The following is an 18,037-nucleotide window of genomic DNA, read 5'->3' as shown; positions in this document are numbered from 1 at the left end:
GAATTTTCTCTCTATCTTTACTGTAGAAAATTTTTCAATACCACTTCAAAAATGAAAAATACTAAAGAAGAAATCCCGCAACGGAATACCGTTCCCATTTTATCCTGGGATTTTCACTATGAATATCTAAATGAACTACGGGCAGTTTTTGCTGATTTAAAAAAAGTAGATAAAATTTCAAATCGTTTTAAATGGAATGATAAAAAACTGCAAATTAGAGACCGAATTTTAGATGAGGTTATTTTAGTTACCGATGTGAATTTGAAAATCGTTTTTGCCTCCAACGGAATCAAGAAAATGACGGGCTATACAGAAAGCGAAATCCTTGGGAAAACCCCAAAGATGTTCCAGGGACCAAAAACATCTGAAATAGCCTTAAATGAGATAAAAATGGCTATTCAGTTGCAAGTTCCGTTTGAGAAAACTATTGAGAACTATAAAAAAGATGGTGAAATCTATAAATGCAAAATAGACAGCGTACCTATTTTTAATTTAAAAGGAGAGCTGTCACATTATATCGCTTTTGAAAGTGAAGAGAAAAGTGCCTGATGTTATTTGCCACAAAGTCACTAAGATACAAAGAAAATAATTCCTTTAATGAAACAAAAAAAACCGCCCAAAAGGCGGTTTTTCAGTATAAAAAAATTTGTGTCTTAGTGACTTTGTGGCAAACCCTTAAAGATTTTCAAAGAAATCATTTCCTTTATCATCTGTAATGATAAATGCAGGGAAATCTTTAACGGTGATTTTACGAACAGCTTCCATTCCTAACTCTTCAAAGTCAACAACTTCAACTTTTAAGATATTATCCTGAGCTAAAATAGCTGCCGGACCTCCGATAGAACCCAAATAGAATCCACCATATTTGTTACAAGCATCGGTAACTTGTTTAGTACGGTTTCCTTTTGCAAGCATAATCATACTTCCGCCATGTTTTTGGAATTCATCTACATAAACGTCCATACGTCCTGCGGTTGTTGGTCCAAAACTTCCTGAAGCCATTCCTTCCGGAGTTTTTGCCGGGCCAGCGTAATAAACAGGGTGATTTTTAAAGTATTCCGGCATTGGTTGACCAGCTTCCAACATTTCCATAATTTTTGCGTGCGCAATGTCACGGGCAACAATTACAGTTCCGTTTAGTTTTAAACGTGTTTTTATTGGATATTGAGATAATTTTGCCAACATATCTTTCATTGGCATATTTAAATCAATTTCAACCGGAGCTTCTAAATGTGGAGCCGTTTCTGGTAAAAATTGTTTCGGATTTACTTCTAATTGTTCTACGTAAATTCCATCTTTTGTGATTTTTCCTTTGATATTCCTATCCGCAGAACAAGAAACTCCCAACCCAACCGGACAAGAAGCAGCGTGACGAGGCAAACGAATTACACGAACATCATGTGTGAAATATTTTCCCCCAAACTGTGCCCCAATAGCACTTTCCTGGCAAATTTGCTGTACTTTTTGTTCCCATTCATGATCACGAAAAGCCTGACCAGCCATGTTTCCTGTAGTTGGTAAATTGTCGTAATAACCAGCAGATGCTTTTTTAACCGCGCTTAAGTTCGCTTCCGCAGAAGTTCCACCAATAACCAAAGCCAAGTGGTACGGAGGACAAGCAGAAGTTCCTAAATCTTTGATTTTTGCACGAACAAAAGCATCCATAGACTTTTCATTCAATAAAGATTTAGTTTGCTGGTATAAATAGGTTTTATTAGCAGATCCGCCACCTTTTGCCATGAATAAAAATTCATATGAATCTCCCTTTTTAGCATAAATATCAATCTGTGCCGGAAGATTTGAACCTGAATTCTTTTCTTCAAACATCGAAATTGGAACGATTTGCGAATAACGTAAATTACGTTTTTGGTAGGTATTAAAAATTCCTCTGCTTAACCATTCAGCGTCATCAACACCGGTAAAAATGCTTTCGCCTTTTTTGGCCATTATAATTGCAGTTCCAGTATCCTGGCAGCTTGGCAACTGACCTTCAGCTGCAACCGAAGCATTTTGAAGTAAATTGTAAGCCACAAAACGATCGTTATCTGTAGCTTCTGGATCGTCCAAAATGTTTCTTAGTTTTTGCAAATGACTCGTTCTTAACATGAACGAAACATCTGTTAAAGCTTCTTCAGCTAATAATTCTAATCCTTTTGGATCAACTGTTAGAATTTCACGTTCTCCAAATTTTTCAACTTTTACAAAATCAGAAGTAATTTTGCGATATTGTGTGTCATCCTTTAAAATAGGATAGGGGTCCTGGTATATAAAATCAATCATTTCTTTGTTTTTGACAAAGTTAAAAATTATTTATCTAAGAAAGAATTTGAATTAGGGGTGTTTTTCGATCGTAATTTATACGCGAATAATTAAAAAAACCAGCTGGCCACAAAAATTGCCGTAATTACACAAATCACATCAACCAAAAGCATGGTTCCTAAAGCGTAACGCGTATTTTTTATGTTTACAGAACCAAAGTATACCGCAATCACATAAAATGTACTTTCAGCACTACATTGGAAAATACTGCTCAATCGTCCAGTTAAGGAATCAGCTCCAAAAGTATTCATCGAATCAATCAAAAATCCTCTTGATCCTGCTGAGCTAAACGGTCTTAGCATGGCAACGGGTAAGGCATCTGTGATTTGTTTGTTAACGCCCATATTCGAGAAAACAAAGGCAATACCATCACTGATAATTTCAAATAAACCGCTGTTTCTAAATAGTGAAATGGCTACTAACATCCCTAGAACATAAGGGAAAATAGTAACTCCGGTTTTAACTCCATTATTTGCCCCTACTACGAAGGATTCAAAAACAGTTGTATTGGCATCAGTGAATTTCTTTTCATGTATGAAGGAGAAAATCAAAGTAGCAAGAACGATCACCATCAGTATTAATGCAGAAAGATTAGTGGTAAAGTAGTTTTTACCAATTAAATCTAAATGGTTTACATACATTAATAAACCAATGATAGCGGCAATTAATACCATCAAACCAATAACAAGAGAAGCACTTTTGAAATTGATTTTTTGTTTGATTCCAACGATCAAGAAAGCAGCAATAGTACCAATAAACGAGGTAATGATACAAGGAAGCATAACATCAGCAGGATTACTCGCACCTGCTGCAGCGCGATACCCAATAATGGAAGTTGCGATTAAGGTTAAACCTGAAGCATGAAGACACATAAACATAATCTGCGCGTCACTTGCTTTGTCTTTGTCTGGATTTATTTCTTGTAAACTTTCCATTGCCTTAAGGCCAAAAGGAGTTGCAGCCGAATCTAGTCCTAAGAAATTGGCGGCAAAGTTTAATGTCATGTATGAGATAGAAGGGTGGTTTTTTGGAATAGTTGGAAACACTTTTACAAAAACCGGACTCAATACTTTGGCTAATTTTCCAGAAACTCCTGAAATGATTAAAAGCTCCATTAATCCACAGAAAAAGGCTAAATAAGCCATTAATGGTAAAATTAAATCAAGTAAAGTAGTTTTACAAGTTGGTAATAAACCATCAGATTTTTGAACACCGCTGAAAATTTTTACGGTTTTGTTTTTATAAACGTAAGTGGTGTCAGCATTAAGTGTATCACGATTGATGATCATGGTTTGATCAGGCGCTTTTTTGATGCTGTCTTTGATGAAAGCAGGAAGTTGTTCAGCGTATTTTTCGGAAATAAGAATAGGATCGTCTTTTTTGCCATTCAGAACATAATCAATGGTATAAGTGTTGGCAGTAAACAAACTGAATATAACAAAGATAATCGACGAAATAAAAATAGTTAACCAAAATCTACTTAATACCATAGCACTGTTTTTTTTGTAAATGTAATTATTTAGCAATAAAATGCACAAAGATTTTAATGTTGAAACGGGAAGAATTTATTTTGGAATTGTAATGTTTCAATTTGTTAGTTTGGATTTGAGGTTGTTTTTGATTGGTTAATGTCGCCCCGAAGGGGCTGTATAATTTGTAATAGATACTTATTTCTATAAATATAGCACTCCTAACGGAGTTGTTTGTATCCTGCTGGATTATTTATTGATAGGGCTTTTTATTAGGTAATACAGTTGTAGACCCAGAGGGGTAAAAATATTTACAGAAAATACAAATATTTGAGTTTTAATAGCTCCTTAGGAGCGACATAGATATCTCAATCCGAATTTATTCTATTACAATTTTGGTTTCCAAATAATTTTCAAATGCCTTAATGCCTTCAAAAAGAATTGCTTTTTTATGATTTTCAGTTTCATTAAAAAATTGCGTTTCTATTTTGGCGTGGTCTTTTGCGATAGTTCTTTTCCAGGTTCCAATGACTTTACTGTTTTCAAGAATAACAGGTTTGAAAATGCCATTATTGGTAAATGCTTTCGATTGATGTTCTAATTGAATCGAAGCTTCTCGGGTTTTGTATGAAATCAGAATCTCATCAAATGCGGGTAGAAAATGTACGCTTTCGCGGAAGGTGTTTTCATCAGAAATATCAATTTTAAACCAATAAATTTGATCATTAATTTGAATCGAATTCAATTGCAACTTAATTGCATTAAAGATATTTTGACAAGTTGTTGGAGGGAAACCAGACCACCACGAAAAGTCAACAAGCGTTGCAGGGCCATGGCTTTCTAAATATTTGAGGGCTAATTTTGCAAGGCCTTCTTCCTTGGTTAATTTTGATTTTGGTTTTGAAACCCGTTCTTCAAGTAGAGCATAAGTGATTTGTTTTCCTTTCATTCTTCCGTTACAAACCAAACCGTCCAATTCAGCATTCATCATAATGGCAGCACTCAGGAAATCTTCCTTGGAAGTTTTTTTGATGCCGAGTTCCTGCATGATTTCATCACGCGTCAAATGATTATTTCCGGAAAGGAGTTTTTCGATTTTAGAATTGGTCTGATCGAATTTTTTCGCATCGTAACCGTATTTTTTCCCCGCCGAAGCCGTAAATCTTTTTACCTGAGTCGCCGATACATCCAACATCCAATAAATATCATCAGCAGAAATAAAATGCCAGGTTGGTCGTAAAATATGAGTTCGGATGATTTGTGCAGAATTTATAGCTTCTTCAATCACTTTTTCAGTAGCATCACATCGCGAACCAATCGCCCATTTCGCCATCGAATAATCCTGAGCCTGCATGGCGCCAAGATGCTTTACAATTTCTTGCGGAGAGTTTGCATTAGTTTCGAGAAGCTTTTGCGAAACAAGCCTATAATGAGAGATTTCGTGATAAGTCATTTTATAAACCTTATAATAGCTAATAGTCGAAAACCTTTGTAACTCTGTGCCTTTGCAACTTTGAACCTTCAAAAAAAATCATACATGAATAATCTCCTCCTCAATCAACAAATCTTCACGACGCAAACGCAGGAAAATCTGTGCAACCGCAATCGTATCTTTTTCGCAATAGGTAACAATTCGATCAATATCTTTTTCAACATAAAAAACATGGGCAACCTGACTTCCGTCGATATCGCCTTTTGGAGATGGAACTCCCAGAATTTTAGTCAGTAATTTTAATGAAGTAAAATGTTTGTAATCGCCAAATTTCCATAATTCTAAAGTATCTAAATGTGGAATCTCCCAAGGTTTTTTCCCGAATAAATTCAATTTATCCGGAATGGCAATTTGGTTGATAATCATTCTTCTGGCAATAAACGGAATGTCAAATTCTTTAGCATTATGTCCGCATAAAAGATGATAGGGCTGATTAAAATGATTGTTCAGCAGATTATTAAAGTCTTTCAAAATCTTTTTTTCATCTCCAAAAAAAGAAGTTACCCTGAAATTCCGAATATCGCCTTTGATGGTAAAATACCCAACCGAAATACAAATGATTTTTCCGAACTCAGCCCAAATTCCGGCGCGATCATAAAATTCTTCCGCAGTAAAATCGTCTTTGCGCTGATATTGTGTTTTATGATCCCAAAGCGATTGCATTTCCGCGTCAAGCGAATTGAAATTCTCTTCTTCGGGAACGGTTTCTATATCGAGAAATAAAATGTTGTTGAGGTTTATTTTTTCAATCATTATTATTTGGGACTTCTTAGCTATTAGATTACAAGACTTCTTAGATTTATAAAAGTACAAAAAATTGATTTTATCTAAGAATTAACTTATATATTTTAGAATAAACTTTGTTGTGTGCTTGGATTCTCGTGTTCAAGTAGCCACTTTTTACGAGATAAGCCTCCGGCGTAACCGGTTAAAGATCCGTTTGTACCAATAACGCGATGACAGGGAACAACAATCCAAAGCGGGTTTTTTCCATTGGCAGATGCAACGGCGCGGATTGCTTTTACATCGCCCAGTTTTTTGGTTTGATCCATGTAACTTATGGTTTTTCCGTACGGAATTTCTAATAAAGCTTTCCATACTTTTTGTTGAAATTCGGTTCCTTGCGGATTTAGTTTTAGATCAAAATCCGTTCTTTTTCCTTCGAAATATTCTTGAAGTTGTGAAACGGCTTCCTTTAAAGTATCGGGAATATCTGCAGAAACTTCATTTTCACCAACATCGGAAACGGAGATTACAGCAATACCGTTTTCATCTCCAATTATTTTGGTGATTCCTAAAGGCGAGTTGATATATACTGTTTCCATTTTTTTACCGCAAAGAAGCTAAGGTTTTACGTAAAGTTCGCAAAGTTTTTGTTTTTTTTACCACAAAGGACACAAAGGTTTTTCACAAAGTTCGCAAAGGTCCTTCCTTGGATATTGTGTAAATAAACGTTTTGATTAGAGATCACGAAGCTTTGAGATATGCATTATATTAACTTATATTACTGATATGGTTTAATATTCGTTCAATTTGAATTGGTATTTTAAAATGTTTTCAATTTTTTCGCTTGAAATAACCTTTTTTATGTTTGATTTTTCAGTGCTGAATTTCGGTGAAACCAAGTTATATTCTTTTGCTTTTTGAGTGTAATACTTTTCTCTTGAAGGATGAAAAGGTGCTACGGCATTGAAAACTTCATTCCATTTTGATTGAAGGATGATTTCTTCGATGATATTGATGCAATCATTTTGATGAATTAAATTGACAGGCGCATCAGGATTTTCGAGGTTTTCTTTTCCTGCAAGAAATTTTACGGGATGTCTATCTTCGCCAATTAATCCGCCAAAGCGTAGAATGGTAGTTTCGAAGTTTTGATTTTCCTGTAGTATTGCTTCAGCTAAAAGCAATTGTTTACCGCTCTCTGTTTCCGGATTTGGGTTAGTTTCTTCAGTAATTAAATCATTTTGATCTCCATAAACAGAAGTGGAACTCACAAAAAGTACTTTTTTGATAGTTGATATCTCTATAAACGGAATTAAAGTTTGGACTTTTTCTACGAATACTTTTCTTCTAGAATCAGAAGTATCGGCATTATTTCCTCTTAATTTAGGTGGAATATCAATAATTAGAATTTCACTTTCGGCTAAAAAATCATTTATAGTTTCTGAAACACTTTCGCTTTCAAGCGCAACTAAAAACGGATTTATTCCGGCGTCTTTCAAAATAGAAAGTTTACTTTCAGAAGTTGTAGATCCGTTGACCGAATTTCCTTTTTCTATTAATTTTTTTGCTAGAGGCAAACCCAGCCAGCCACAGCCTAAAATACTTATTTTCTTCATTGTTTTTAAAAAGGTACAAAAAGGTACAAAAAGGTACAGAGGCTCAAAGGTACAAAGGTTTTACTATGCTAAAGTCTTAAAGTAAAAACTTAATAAAGCTTTTTCTTTGCGACTCTGCGACTTTGCGAGATTAATTTTTAAAGCATCACAAATCCAGAAAGAAGCAAATTTTGTCTTTTCCTTTTGCACCCATCCTATGGTAGAATTTTATGGCTCTTTCATTAAATTGGGGCGTTCTCCATTGCATATTGACGCAGTTTTTTGCTTTTCCTATTTCTTTTAATTTATTGATTAGAACTTCTCCGATGCCATAATTTCGGACTTCTTCTTCCAAAAACAAACAATCCATATAAATGAAATCGCCGGCACTCCAGGTTGAATACGTGAAATTATAAGAAACGTAACCTACAATGTCATTTTCAGTAGCTACTACTAAGCAAAATAATTTTGGATTTTCACTGAATAGTGCTTCTTTTAATCCTTCTTCTTTTCCTGTCGGATCGTAATCGGCTTTCTCAAATTCAGTATGTTTTTGACATAAGATGACCAGTTTTGGTAAATCGGCTATTTCGCAATTTCTTATTGTATATTCCATTTCACGTTGATTTCGGTTTGTAAAAAGGTTATAAAATGATGAAAATAGGCGGGGTATTCCTGATTGTCCCGAATGGCGATAAAATGCTTTCTTTTTAAGCCGTTTTTTCCAATTTTGATGGCTTTGATAGGATTGTTCTTTAAATGTGGTAATAAAGCCCATTTTGCCATCGACATGACGCCCATATCCGCTTTTACCATTTCAAGAGAAGCTTCGGTCAAAGGCAAAGCTGTAATCTTCTTCGGAGTCACTTTGGCTGGAGCCAAAATAAACTGATGAATCGTAACGGTTTCCATTGGAAGGGAATGAATCAAAAGATGTTCGTTGACAAAATCTTCGGCAACAACGTATTTTTTATTCGCCCAGGCATGGTTTTCAGAAACGGCCATGACAACTTCATCCTGAAAAAGTTCCAGATATTTGATATTATTATCGTTAATCTGATCGCTGATAATCGCGATATCAATCGTGTTTTCTAATAATTTTTGAAGAGGAATATGCGTCGCTTCGGTCACAATTTTCAATTCTACATTCGGATAAAGCAAATGAAATTGTTTCATCACCGATGGAAGCCAGTGATAACTGGAAAAACATTCGGTACTAATTCGGATTTCACCATATTCTCCAAAAACCATTTGTTTGATCTGAGTTTGGGTTTGCGAAAGTTTATCCAGAATTTCATTAGCAAGCTCGTAGATTTTCTCGCCGGCTTTTGTCAAAACTAATTTTTTGTTTGTTCTTAGAAAAATGGCTGTTCCCAATTGATATTCAGCCTCTTTGAGTTGATGGCTCAAAGCCGATTGCGTCAAATGAAGTTTATCTATCGCTTTGGTGATGCTTCCTTCTTCGACAATCGCTTTTATCAATCTTAAGTGACGTATTTCCATTTTTAGAGAATTTATACAAAGAAACAAAATTTTAGAACGGCTTTTTCATGAAAAAAAGTAATCAACTTGATGAATTCTTTTCGTTTTTCTGGTGTGTGATGTTGGTATACTTTTGAAAAAACTAAATCATAAAAACTAAAAGAAATGGAAGCACAAATTAAACATTATGAAAACAAATTGGCCTTTGAAATGGATCCTTCTGATTTGTTTAATGCCTTGAATAATGGGGAAAAAATTGTTGTTATCGATGCCCGAAAAACATTTGGATTTGAAGCAGAACATATTCCGTCAGCGATTAATATTCCGCATCGAGAAATGACAGCTGAAAGTACTCAACATTTAGATAAAGCCGTTTTGTACGTAACGTATTGTGACGGAATTGGTTGTAACGCTTCAACAAGAGGTGCTTTGAATATGGCCACATTGGGTTTCAAAGTAAAAGAATTAATCGGCGGAATAGAGTGGTGGAAGTTTGATGGATATGCGACTGAAGGAACAAACGGTGTAAAAGCAGGATTGAAAATCGAATGCGCGTGTTAAAAAAGAAGGCCAACTCTAGTTATAAAGTTGGCCTTTGTTTTATTTCATTTGTTCGGGTTTAACAACCGTTGGTGCTAAACTGTCTTTTACAACAGTCAAGCTATCTTTGACCGGAGCAGTTTCTATTACCGGCAATGGAGCGGTATATCTTTTTATTTTTTGCTGAATTAAAACGGCATCATTCAAAACAAAAGGTGTCGGCATCATCCAGTCAGCTCTAGGTTTCACTTTGAACAATGGATTGGTCATCAAATCAAAAGAACTTTCAATTAAATCCATATCGAAAATTGAAGATTTATTAATGTAGAATTCCATTACAAGAGGTTCGTTACCTACTACATAATAGCATAAAATCTTCATTCCATCTCTTTCCAGACGATTTCCTTTCTGGTCTGAAGTTGAAACTCCATTAGCCTTAAAATTAAAGAAATTCATTTTAGGATGGGCGAAAATATCATATCGATTTACCTTACGATTTGGCGTAATTTGAATTTTTATATAGCGGTTGTTGCCCACAACACTATCTTTCAGGAATGAAATTGTTGGTTTTGGAACATCAACAACCGGAGCAATAGCACTATAAGTAAAGCCTGAATTGTATTTGCTGGCAAGTGGCAAGGCATTTAAACCAACTGCTTTTTGATTTTTTTCTCCTAAGTACGTTTTGGTCCAATCGTCAAGGTTTACATCATATGTAGTCCAAACAGCAGAATTTGTATTGGCGTTGTAAACGTAAACTAAACTGTTCGATTTTGCTTCGCCATGCTCGTAACCGGAATGGTAGCCAGCGTAAATAAAAAAGCCAATTGAAACAAGAAAAAAGAATACTGTCCATGCACCTTTTCTAATAAAATCTCCAAAAATTGGAAGTAATAATCCGAAAAGTAAAACAGTAAGAACTGCACTTCCAAAAAGAATTTTTAAACCTAAACCAATTGGAAACATCACAATAAATGGGGCAACAATTACAAGCGCCGGCAATGTGAATATTAAGTTTAAGCCTAAACTATAATGTTGTGTAATAACAAAAATTCCAAATAAGAAGATTCCAAAGTAAACTGGAATAATCAGAAATCCTGCACCTGTCAAACTATTCGCCAAAAACATATTGATAACAATCCAAAGTAGCAAAGGCGCTACAAAATGATTCATCGTGGTTTTTGGTTCTGAAAAATGGTTGTAAAAAGCAAAACAAATGGCGATGCTTAAAGTTACAAATGCTCCAATGTAAGCATGTCCATTGTAGGTAAAGCCGTTCAGTAAATCGGAGTATTGCGGATAGATTTGTAAAACAATTTTCCATCCTAAAAAAGTAACCAAACCTGAAATGATCAAAGCACCCAAAAACGGGACAAAACCCTTAAAAATCTCTCTAAAAGTGATTACTCTTTTGGCTTTTCCGATAAAAATGAAAAGAATTAATAATCCTAAAGCGATTACAGTCATTGGGAAAACCCAAGTAAACGGATAACTTATAAAGGAGAACGGAATGGTAAAATAAACATCGTCTGCAGTTGAATTGGTTTCATTTAAGTCGATGTTTGAAAAATATTTTAATAAAGGCATCAAATAAGTTCCCTGATGGGCTAATGTCATTTTATTTAAATGCTGAACATCATCCTGTTGCGTGTGATAATTGTAATGTCCATCAATAAATGCAAAATTGAATCCCTGAATATTTCCTTGTTCTCTAAAAACGGTTAAATCTGTATCATTTGGGAGCATTTTATAAATGCTGTACATCAATGAATTTGAAACGGGATATTTGGTTTTTGCATTTGAAAATTCTTTTACAAGAGCTTCATTTCCTTTATTCGTTTCCATTAACATGTAACTTGGTCCTGAAGATCCTCTTGCTTCAAAATTAATAACCAAACCTACATCTTTTGCCCATGGATGTTTGTTTACAAAAAGTGCGGCCCCGTTTAATCCCAATTCTTCAGCATCTGAAAAAAGAATTATAATATCGTTTTTTTGTGGCGTTTTGGAGTACATAAAAGCACGAATGCCTTCCAGAATTGTTGCTACGCCCGAAGCATCATCACTTGCTCCTTTTGAAAAAGAATGTGGCGCACTGTCATAATGAGATAGTAATAAAAGTGCTTTGGAGTTGTTGGTTCCCTTAATACGGGCCAGAATATTTTTAGACTTCACTAAAAGCCCCTTGTCGTTTAGTGTAAATCCTTCCTGAACAGAAGTCTCTAAACCAATGCGGTTCAATTCAAGTTTAAGGTAGTTTGCTACTAATTCGTGATTAGTTGATCCCACATAATGTGGTTTTTGAGCAATAATTTCAACTTGGTTTAATGCCCTTTCGGTCGAAAATTCAGCAAGAGCTTCCTCTTCTTTCGAAATCCATTGCGGCATCATGGTAGCGTAAATAATACCAAGAATTGCTAAAATGCAGACTACGGCAAGAATTGAGGTGGGGTTTTTTTTCATGATGAATAAGTACTAAATTTCTTTTTTAACAAGCATAAAATAATCATTGTCCAAAGATCTATATCCCTGGTCATACAGGAAATAGTAGGTATTTCCTGTTTTGGTGTGCAAGATATTGGTAAAGAAATCAAAATCAAAACCTTTATTGATCATTTTATCCCTTGTAGCTTTTGATTTTCCTTCCGTGTTTAACTCGGCCAAAATACGGTAATTTTTTCGTAATTTGTTGTTTACATTTCGCATGAAATTAGTGCTGTCCTTATTTATTTTATTGTTGAAGGCATTGCGACAGCTATCCGAACAAAACTTTTTGTCTTCACGACCTACAATTTTTTCAGAACATTCGAGGCATGTTTTCATTGTTCAATTTTTTTAATTTCATATAAATCGTGTCGTCTGTCTTTTAATATTCGCACACTTCCATGTTCATGAAGTTGTTTTAAAAGGTTCAAATCGACATCAACAATTAATGTCATTTCAGTATTTGGAGTTGCTTCGGCCTTAATTCCATTGCTTGGAAAAGCAAAATCAGATGGCGTAAAAACAGATGCCTGTGCATACTGAATATCCATATTATTTACTTTTGGCAAATTACCAACACAACCGGCAATGGCAACATAACATTCGTTTTCTATTGCGCGTGCCTGCGAACAATGCTTTACGCGTGTATAGGCATTTTGAGTATCTGTTAAGAATGGAACAAAAAGAATATTCATACCTTCATTTGCCATAATTCTGGAAAGTTCCGGGAATTCGACATCATAACATATCAAAATTCCAATTTTTCCGCAATCGGTATCAAAAGTTTGGAAATGTGATCCGCCTTTCATTCCCCAATGTTGGACTTCATTTGGTGTTACATGAATTTTGGTATACATTTCTGAAGTTCCGTCTCTTTTGCATAAAAAACCAACATTATAAAGATTATTGTTGTCTAAATATGGCATACTTCCGGTAATGATATTGATGTTGTACGAAATAGCAAATTCCTGAAAGCGCTTTCTTATTGGGTCAGAATAACGGGCCAATTCACGAATGGCTTCGGCCTCAGATAAATGATTGTAATCTGCCATCAGGGGAGCGATGAAGAGTTCAGGAAATAAGGCAAAGTCGGCGCCATAACCCGAAACGACATCTATAAAAAATTCTGATTGTTCGAAGAATTCTTCTATATTATTCAATTGACGCATTTGCCACTGAATTAACCCAAGTCGAATAACACTTTTCTCAAGATTGATAAGTTTTGGGCTTTCATCGTAATAAACATTATTCCATTCTAATAAAACCGCAAATTCTTTTGATTCTTCGTCACCTTCCAGATAATTTTTGATGATTCTTAAAACGTGAAAGTCATTGCTTAATTGAAAAGAAAGAACAGGATCATGTAACTCTTTATGTTTTACCTTGTCAATATAAGTTTTAGGTGTAAATTTTTTGGAATGCTGTGCGTAATTAGGAATTCTTCCTGCAAAAACGATAGCTTTTAAGTTTAGCTGCTCACAAAGTTCTTTACGGGCATCGTATAAACGACGTCCCAATCGTAAACCACGATAATGCGGATGAATGAAAACGTCTATACCATACAAAATTTCACCATCTGGATTATGGGTTGAAAAAGTATAGTCTCCAATGATTTGTCTGTAATTATGTCTTTTGTCAACTAGTTTTTCATCAACGATTAACGATAATGCAGATCCGACAACAACTCCGTCTACCAATATAACTAATTGACCTTCAGGAAATATGGAAAGTAATTTTTTGATATCTTTTGATTCCCAGTATGAATTCGCCATTTCCGGATACGATTCAACCATTGAATTTTTCAATTGCTTGTAATCGTCTAATTCTAAATTTCGTAATTCAACTTTGTTAATTTGTGCCTGCATATAAGTAAGATTTATCTCAAATATACGAAAACATTTCCATTTACAAACGTTTACAAATAGTTACAACCGAAAGTAAATAGTTGCTAACCGACTAATTTTTGAAAGCGGCCACATCTTTGCACTGTTGAATTTGATAAACGAATTCGATTTTATAAGCACATTTAAAAAAGTATACGCCATGAATGCAATGAAAAACAGAGTTCAATTAATTGGTAACGTAGGGAACGACCCTGAAATTAAAACATTAGAAAATGGAAAAAAATTAGCGCAACTAACGATCGCAACACACGATTATTATAAAAACGATAAAGGGGAAAAAATAGAACAAACGGATTGGCATCGTGTTACAGCCTGGGGAAAAGTTGCTGAAATTATTGAAAAGTATGTTGTGAAGGGAAAGGAAGTTGCCATTGATGGAAAACTATCCCACAGAAGTTACGATGATAAAAACGGTGAAAAGAAATATATAACCGAAGTTGTTGTAAATGAAATATTGTTGTTAAGCAAGTAATACTTACTCTGTGGATTAAACCCGACAGGTTTTTTAAACCTGTCGGGTTTTATATATAATTATAAAACAGAAGCTCCATTTACGTCCGTTGTCAGTATTTCGCTCATATAATCAAAAAAAGGTCTCATGCTTTTGAAGGTTTCCAATGCCTGTTCTAAAAAATTAGGACTTAAAACTTCCTCATCAGTAAAACGTTTCATGACCAAGAACTGTTTGTACCGAAGTAAATCAATGGCTTCATGATTTACATCATAACCTTTTGGGGCTGTTTTGAGCTGTTCGCCCTGCAAAGTCCCAAAAGTGTTGATGAACGATTTTGAATTCAATATTTTTTTCATGGATTCCGGATCATGGGCAAATTCACTTCTTATGCGTTTTAAATCTCCGGCATTTGGGCCCCAAAATCCACCAGCGAGAAAACTGTTTCCTTGTTCTAAGTGAAAATAATAGCCACCACGTCTTGCCGCTGTTGCTCTGGTATAACTTCCTCCCCAGAAGGTTTTAAAAGGAGTTTTGTCTTTAGCGAAACGAATATCGCGATAAATACGATAAACGCTTTTTTTGCCGGAAGCTGTTTCCAAAACATCAGTTTTAGAAAGTTCATGCAGCAAAGCGCCTGCAAAATTTTCAATATGATTTAATTCGATTAAGTAAGTAGGCTTATTGGCCTCAAACCAGGGTTTGTTATTGTTTGTTTTAAGCTGAAGCAAGAAATCAAGAGAGGATTTAGGTATCGTAATCTGGTTTTCCATAGTTAAATTTTGAAACTTTTTAATATCAAAAGAGGGGATCGACGCTAAATGTTGTGGAAAAACATAAAGAATAAATCTACTAATTATTTTTTACCACAGAGAACACAAAGATTTTATCTACGAATACGGCAGAAAACACAGAGTTCACAAAGCTAGATCAATACAAAGCTTTGCGAACTTAATAAAGATCCTGCAAAGACTATATAAAAAAAATTTTGCGTGCTTTGCGGTAAATTTTTTTGCTGATCCACAGGTTTTCGTGTTGATCCCAAAAGAGGTCTGCAATTTAAAAAAAAAAACCACCAATTTGGTGGGTTTTGAATATATTGTTTAAGCAGTTTTTTTGAATAAATCAAACATAGGACAACGCGAACAACGCTTCTTCTCGCTTTTTTTGTATTTTTCACAACAAGAAGATTTACAGTTTTCTAACTTCTTAATGTTCTCAAGGATAGCTTTATTCTTCTTTTTCTTTTTATCCTTTTTTTTGTCCTTGTCTTTTTCTTTCTTGCTCAATTTTCCTCTGTATTATAAAAACAGAGGCAAATATAAAAGAATTTTGTTATTTTTAAGTATTCTAAATAAACTTTAACTTTTTTATTTTGGGTTGATAGCGATTGAGCTTGTAACTGTTAACTGCTGAATATCACGATCAAATAGGTAAAGTCCGCCTTTGTCATCACCAATTAAGTTGATTTTATCTAAGATTGATTTAGCAGTAGCCTCTTCTTCGATTTGTTCAGATACATACCATTGTAAGAAATTATGTGTTGCATAATCTTTTTCTTCAAAAGTGATGTGAACCAATTCGTTAATAGATTCTGAAACAAAAATTTCATGGCTATAAAGCGCTTCAAACATTTCTTTAAATGTAGTATAGCTTGTTTTAGGTGCTTTTAGATCTGTAATTGTTGCATGTCCGCCACGCTCGTTAACATATTTAACCAGTTTTAGCATGTGCGCGCGCTCTTCGTCTGACTGTGTGTACATAAATTGAGCAATTCCCTCTAGTCCGTGTACTTCAGCCCAACAAGCCATAGAAAGGTAGGTTTGCGAAGATTCTGCCTCTATGCGTATTTGCTTGTTTAAAGCTGATTCAATATTTTTCTTTAGCATAATATGTGTCTTTTTTGTAAAGTTAAAAAAAATAATCCATTCCGCTTTTTTGAAACGGTGATACCTAAGACATTTGGATTAATTCTCAATAAATTTAAGGCGTTTTTAAAAAAGGCCTTTTGAAGGAGGATGGAGTCTTTATCTCGTTTAAAAATGGGTCATCTGCATTAAACCCATCTTTGAATTTACGCATTATATATTGCTTAGAAGCACTGTCATAATAGCCAAGAATATAAAAGTCTTTATATTTTATAATATTATTTAAGGCTATCTTTTTATTGGTGTTTAAGAAGTAATAAATATTATCCATGGCCAAAGGCTCAATGTTTTCCTGTTTTAAAAAGGTGTAATTGGAATCAAAAACGCTTTCAAAATAGACACTTTCAGTATGAACAATACCTATTGAATTATATGCTCCCGGTAGCATTGCAGCTAAATCAGGGTCTAAATATTCAAAATTTGAAAAGGCATTCATTTCGTGTATTCTCGGAGTTCCGCCAATTGTAAAATAACTGTTTTCATTATTATTAAATACAGATAACCCAAGATCTAAGTAAGAAAGATGTTTTAGAAATTTTTTAGTCGTCTTTAACTCAGTTGGTTTTCGGCCTTCCCGTTGGATAAACAATGGCGAGATTTTAAATTTAATAGTATCATTTTTTGAAACTTTGATACTATGCAGGTTCTGCCCTGTGTTATAGTCTTTTATGTCAAATGAAAGTTCTTCTTCATTGGCTGTAACCTGATATAGTTTATCATTCTGAAAAAACGAATTACTAAGCTTTCTGCCTTTTTCACTAAGAGATTGCATGAAGTTTTTTTCTTTTATTTCTTCGGTTTCAGTATTAAAGTCAAATATTTGGGTGCTTTTTGGATTATAGTCCAAAGTGAAGATCATACGATTGGGTAATACATATAATTTCGTTTTTGCCGTACTCGTATACAAAGGATTATATTCCGTTTCATCCATTTTTTCAATAGGATTTTCTCTGATAATCTCAGTAAAAGTTCGCAATTTTCCATTTTTATCCTGAAAACGATAAGTTGAAAAATCAAGTAATTTTTCATCTACAGCTCCATTTTTAAAGGAATATAACATGAGTGTATGGTCATCAAGATCTTTAGTAAGTATGTTAAAGGAGTCATTCTGCTGAAATTGTGAAACAACATATTGTCTTGATGAGGCAAATTTGAAATATAAAATCCGGGATGTTTTGCTCTCAAGAAAACATTTAACCGCCAAAATGATTTCAAAGTCTGGCGTTGACCAATAAAGAGTTGGGTTTCCGTCTTCACTGAAACTGTAACCAATTAAGGACTTATTATTTATGTTTTTTAGTGGTGTAGTATACTTATCCTTTAAAAATAAAGAACTGCTATATTGTAAAATGGAAAGGTTTTCATTGTTGGCAGCGAAAACAAATACATCATGTGTTGCTTTGTTTTCAATGGTTAACAACTGATTGGATCTGTTTGATTCTCTTATTTCCAATGGAGTAGAGTTCAGTATTGTCTGGCTGAACAATACCGATGTAGAAAAGAGAAGAAATAAGAATATAGTTTTTTTCACAAGTATTTAACCACAAAAAACATTCCAACTTATCAGATAGATTATTTTGAATGATGAAAAGTACAAATTATTTCTGAGAGATTCTATACCTATTAAATGACAAAATAAAAAAGCCC

General features: G+C 34.3%; 18 protein-coding genes. 3 read left to right on the top strand and 15 right to left on the bottom strand.

The window, feature by feature from the left end; translation table 11 throughout:
• Positions 1-51: 51 nt before the first annotated feature.
• Complete coding sequence (locus BUA98_RS01690) at positions 52-549, top strand: PAS domain-containing protein (protein ID WP_072969929.1); 498 nt, start codon at positions 52-54, stop codon at positions 547-549.
• 126 nt (positions 550-675) lie between these two features.
• Here the strand turns inward: BUA98_RS01690 and BUA98_RS01685 are convergent, their stop codons facing one another.
• The 8 genes from BUA98_RS01685 to BUA98_RS01650 form a co-directional block, all read right to left on the bottom strand.
• Complete coding sequence (locus BUA98_RS01685) at positions 676-2,280, bottom strand: fumarate hydratase (RefSeq protein ID WP_072969928.1); 1,605 nt, start codon at positions 2,278-2,280, stop codon at positions 676-678.
• 89 nt (positions 2,281-2,369) lie between these two features.
• On the bottom strand, positions 2,370-3,809 hold the full coding sequence (locus BUA98_RS01680; RefSeq protein ID WP_072969927.1) for a nucleoside recognition domain-containing protein: 1,440 nt from the start codon (positions 3,807-3,809) through the stop codon (positions 2,370-2,372).
• Positions 3,810-4,167: 358 nt separating this feature from the next.
• Positions 4,168-5,241: a winged helix DNA-binding domain-containing protein gene (locus BUA98_RS01675; protein ID WP_072969926.1), complete on the bottom strand. Its 1,074-nt coding sequence runs from the start codon at positions 5,239-5,241 to the stop codon at positions 4,168-4,170.
• 78 nt (positions 5,242-5,319) lie between these two features.
• Complete coding sequence (locus BUA98_RS01670) at positions 5,320-6,033, bottom strand: 3'-5' exonuclease (RefSeq protein WP_072969925.1); 714 nt, start codon at positions 6,031-6,033, stop codon at positions 5,320-5,322.
• A gap of 95 nt (positions 6,034-6,128) precedes the next feature.
• Positions 6,129-6,605 (bottom strand): methylated-DNA--[protein]-cysteine S-methyltransferase, encoded by a 477-nt coding sequence (locus BUA98_RS01665; protein WP_072969924.1) that lies wholly within the window; start codon positions 6,603-6,605, stop codon positions 6,129-6,131.
• Between the two features lie 192 nt (positions 6,606-6,797).
• Positions 6,798-7,622, bottom strand: a complete 825-nt coding sequence (locus tag BUA98_RS01660) for an SDR family oxidoreductase (protein WP_072969923.1) — start codon at positions 7,620-7,622, stop codon at positions 6,798-6,800.
• A gap of 145 nt (positions 7,623-7,767) precedes the next feature.
• Positions 7,768-8,217, bottom strand: a complete 450-nt coding sequence (locus tag BUA98_RS01655; RefSeq protein ID WP_072969922.1) for a GNAT family N-acetyltransferase — start codon at positions 8,215-8,217, stop codon at positions 7,768-7,770.
• On the bottom strand, positions 8,202-9,104 hold the full coding sequence (locus tag BUA98_RS01650; protein WP_072969921.1) for a LysR family transcriptional regulator: 903 nt from the start codon (positions 9,102-9,104) through the stop codon (positions 8,202-8,204). The genes BUA98_RS01655 and BUA98_RS01650 overlap by 16 nt, the downstream gene beginning before the upstream one ends.
• A 144-nt stretch (positions 9,105-9,248) precedes the next feature.
• Between BUA98_RS01650 and BUA98_RS01645 the strand changes: the two genes are divergently transcribed.
• Positions 9,249-9,644 (top strand): rhodanese-like domain-containing protein, encoded by a 396-nt coding sequence (locus BUA98_RS01645; protein ID WP_072969920.1) that lies wholly within the window; start codon positions 9,249-9,251, stop codon positions 9,642-9,644.
• A gap of 39 nt (positions 9,645-9,683) precedes the next feature.
• Here the strand turns inward: BUA98_RS01645 and BUA98_RS01640 are convergent, their stop codons facing one another.
• Genes BUA98_RS01640 through BUA98_RS01630 form a run of 3 tightly spaced genes read right to left on the bottom strand, consistent with a single transcriptional unit; the run spans position 9,684 to position 13,972 of the window.
• Entirely contained in the window at positions 9,684-12,086 is a 2,403-nt protein-coding gene (locus BUA98_RS01640) for a M28 family peptidase (protein WP_072969919.1), read from the bottom strand.
• 12 nt (positions 12,087-12,098) lie between these two features.
• Positions 12,099-12,446, bottom strand: coding sequence for a hypothetical protein (locus BUA98_RS01635; protein ID WP_026984200.1), 348 nt, complete (start codon positions 12,444-12,446; stop codon positions 12,099-12,101).
• Entirely contained in the window at positions 12,443-13,972 is a 1,530-nt protein-coding gene (locus BUA98_RS01630) for a bifunctional GNAT family N-acetyltransferase/carbon-nitrogen hydrolase family protein (RefSeq protein ID WP_072969918.1), read from the bottom strand. Before BUA98_RS01630 ends, BUA98_RS01635 begins: the two co-directional genes overlap by 4 nt.
• Positions 13,973-14,150: 178 nt before the next feature.
• On the opposite strand from BUA98_RS01630, the gene BUA98_RS01625 reads away from it, so the two are divergent.
• Positions 14,151-14,483, top strand: a complete 333-nt coding sequence (locus BUA98_RS01625; RefSeq protein WP_072970564.1) for a single-stranded DNA-binding protein — start codon at positions 14,151-14,153, stop codon at positions 14,481-14,483.
• Positions 14,484-14,542: 59 nt separating this feature from the next.
• Here the strand turns inward: BUA98_RS01625 and BUA98_RS01620 are convergent, their stop codons facing one another.
• From BUA98_RS01620 to BUA98_RS01600, 4 genes are all read right to left on the bottom strand, one after another.
• Positions 14,543-15,235, bottom strand: coding sequence for a DUF2461 domain-containing protein (locus BUA98_RS01620; protein ID WP_072969917.1), 693 nt, complete (start codon positions 15,233-15,235; stop codon positions 14,543-14,545).
• 330 nt (positions 15,236-15,565) lie between these two features.
• Positions 15,566-15,751 (bottom strand): hypothetical protein, encoded by a 186-nt coding sequence (locus BUA98_RS01610; RefSeq protein ID WP_026984196.1) that lies wholly within the window; start codon positions 15,749-15,751, stop codon positions 15,566-15,568.
• Between the two features lie 81 nt (positions 15,752-15,832).
• Entirely contained in the window at positions 15,833-16,351 is a 519-nt protein-coding gene (locus BUA98_RS01605; protein ID WP_056188711.1) for a ferritin, read from the bottom strand.
• 94 nt (positions 16,352-16,445) lie between these two features.
• Positions 16,446-17,843, bottom strand: coding sequence for a hypothetical protein (locus BUA98_RS01600; protein WP_086065104.1), 1,398 nt, complete (start codon positions 17,841-17,843; stop codon positions 16,446-16,448).
• Positions 17,844-18,037 lie beyond the last annotated feature (194 nt).

This window comes from Flavobacterium saccharophilum (genome assembly GCF_900142735.1).
GTDB lineage: Bacteria > Bacteroidota > Bacteroidia > Flavobacteriales > Flavobacteriaceae > Flavobacterium > Flavobacterium saccharophilum.
This window is presented reverse-complemented; position numbering and strand designations above follow the sequence as displayed.

What these genes read in the sequence shown, in the direction of transcription:
- BUA98_RS01690 (WP_072969929.1), top strand. Translation starts at nt 52, where the DNA reads ATGAAAAATACTAAAGAAGAAATCCCGCAACGGAATACCGTTCCCATT.
- BUA98_RS01685 (WP_072969928.1), bottom strand. Translation starts at nt 2,280, where the DNA reads ATGATTGATTTTATATACCAGGACCCCTATCCTATTTTAAAGGATGAC.
- BUA98_RS01680 (WP_072969927.1), bottom strand. Translation starts at nt 3,809, where the DNA reads ATGGTATTAAGTAGATTTTGGTTAACTATTTTTATTTCGTCGATTATC.
- BUA98_RS01675 (WP_072969926.1), bottom strand. Translation starts at nt 5,241, where the DNA reads ATGACTTATCACGAAATCTCTCATTATAGGCTTGTTTCGCAAAAGCTT.
- BUA98_RS01670 (WP_072969925.1), bottom strand. Translation starts at nt 6,033, where the DNA reads ATGATTGAAAAAATAAACCTCAACAACATTTTATTTCTCGATATAGAA.
- BUA98_RS01665 (WP_072969924.1), bottom strand. Translation starts at nt 6,605, where the DNA reads ATGGAAACAGTATATATCAACTCGCCTTTAGGAATCACCAAAATAATT.
- BUA98_RS01660 (WP_072969923.1), bottom strand. Translation starts at nt 7,622, where the DNA reads ATGAAGAAAATAAGTATTTTAGGCTGTGGCTGGCTGGGTTTGCCTCTA.
- BUA98_RS01655 (WP_072969922.1), bottom strand. Translation starts at nt 8,217, where the DNA reads ATGGAATATACAATAAGAAATTGCGAAATAGCCGATTTACCAAAACTG.
- BUA98_RS01650 (WP_072969921.1), bottom strand. Translation starts at nt 9,104, where the DNA reads ATGGAAATACGTCACTTAAGATTGATAAAAGCGATTGTCGAAGAAGGA.
- BUA98_RS01645 (WP_072969920.1), top strand. Translation starts at nt 9,249, where the DNA reads ATGGAAGCACAAATTAAACATTATGAAAACAAATTGGCCTTTGAAATG.
- BUA98_RS01640 (WP_072969919.1), bottom strand. Translation starts at nt 12,086, where the DNA reads ATGAAAAAAAACCCCACCTCAATTCTTGCCGTAGTCTGCATTTTAGCA.
- BUA98_RS01635 (WP_026984200.1), bottom strand. Translation starts at nt 12,446, where the DNA reads ATGAAAACATGCCTCGAATGTTCTGAAAAAATTGTAGGTCGTGAAGAC.
- BUA98_RS01630 (WP_072969918.1), bottom strand. Translation starts at nt 13,972, where the DNA reads ATGCAGGCACAAATTAACAAAGTTGAATTACGAAATTTAGAATTAGAC.
- BUA98_RS01625 (WP_072970564.1), top strand. Translation starts at nt 14,151, where the DNA reads ATGAATGCAATGAAAAACAGAGTTCAATTAATTGGTAACGTAGGGAAC.
- BUA98_RS01620 (WP_072969917.1), bottom strand. Translation starts at nt 15,235, where the DNA reads ATGGAAAACCAGATTACGATACCTAAATCCTCTCTTGATTTCTTGCTT.
- BUA98_RS01605 (WP_056188711.1), bottom strand. Translation starts at nt 16,351, where the DNA reads ATGCTAAAGAAAAATATTGAATCAGCTTTAAACAAGCAAATACGCATA.